Genomic DNA, 390 nt, shown 5'->3' with positions numbered 1-390 from the left:
GTATATTGACTACTCGCGCACCCTTCAGCAGGAGGAAGATGACGCGCAGGTGAGCGCGTTTTCATGTCCTCTGTGCCCGGAAGATATGCAAAAACTTGAATGGATTAGAAGCAGCGTGGCTGGTATGGAGCGCATGGTAAGTGAGTTGGAGCCTGAACTCGTTAACTTGGGTAATGCGATACAGTCGTTTAAAGAAAATCTCATGAATGGCGTTCAAACAGAAATTGATAAATTCGTGAGGCTGGATACGGCTGCCGAGATGGATGCAAAGTTACTGAGCATTCGAGTCAACGATTACCAGCGTGCGTTTTTCAGTACTTATATGGCTATGATACGGGGTGTTGTTTTAAGGGTGATAGAACAATATCCTGGGGGAAGTCCAGATAGTAT

1 protein-coding gene is annotated in these 390 nt (G+C 45.9%); it reads left to right on the top strand.

What is annotated here, in order from left to right:
• A partial coding sequence (locus tag AC1DCY_RS27850) for a hypothetical protein (protein ID WP_477356065.1) occupies positions 1-390 on the top strand: 390 nt, incomplete at both ends.

The sequence above is a fragment of the Lysinibacillus sp. 10T31 genome (genome assembly GCF_056394365.1).
Note: the sequence above shows the minus strand (reverse complement) of the source record. Positions and strands in the feature narration are given on the sequence as shown.